This is a genomic window from Pseudoalteromonas sp. SG44-1, assembly GCF_014164315.1.
Taxonomy (GTDB): Bacteria; Pseudomonadota; Gammaproteobacteria; order Enterobacterales; family Alteromonadaceae; genus Pseudoalteromonas; species Pseudoalteromonas rhizosphaerae.
The window spans coordinates 1-231 of the sequence record NZ_JACJEW010000323.1; the positions used below are offsets into that span (position 1 = coordinate 1).

The 231-nt window shown below is 55.0% G+C and carries 1 protein-coding gene; it reads right to left on the reverse strand.

Going from position 1 to position 231, the window contains the following annotated elements:
• A partial coding sequence (locus tag H5187_RS24295; protein ID WP_259401782.1) for an Ig-like domain-containing protein occupies nt 1–231 on the reverse strand: 231 nt, incomplete at both ends.

Here is a 231-nt window from a genome sequence, read left to right on the forward strand (position 1 = left end):
GGTCAACGCCGGTGCATCGATAGTGACGCTCGGCGCTGTTGTGTCTATCACCCCAGTTTCGCTATCGGTGCCGGTATTGCCTGCGGAGTCTGTCACACTGACATTCACTGTGTACTCGCCTTCGATAATCGCATTACTGGCCTCCACGGACCAATTACCTGCGCCATCCGTTGTTGCTGTCGCACTTTGTACTGCGCCATTGGCCGCGATGATTGTAACGTTCACTTGCGT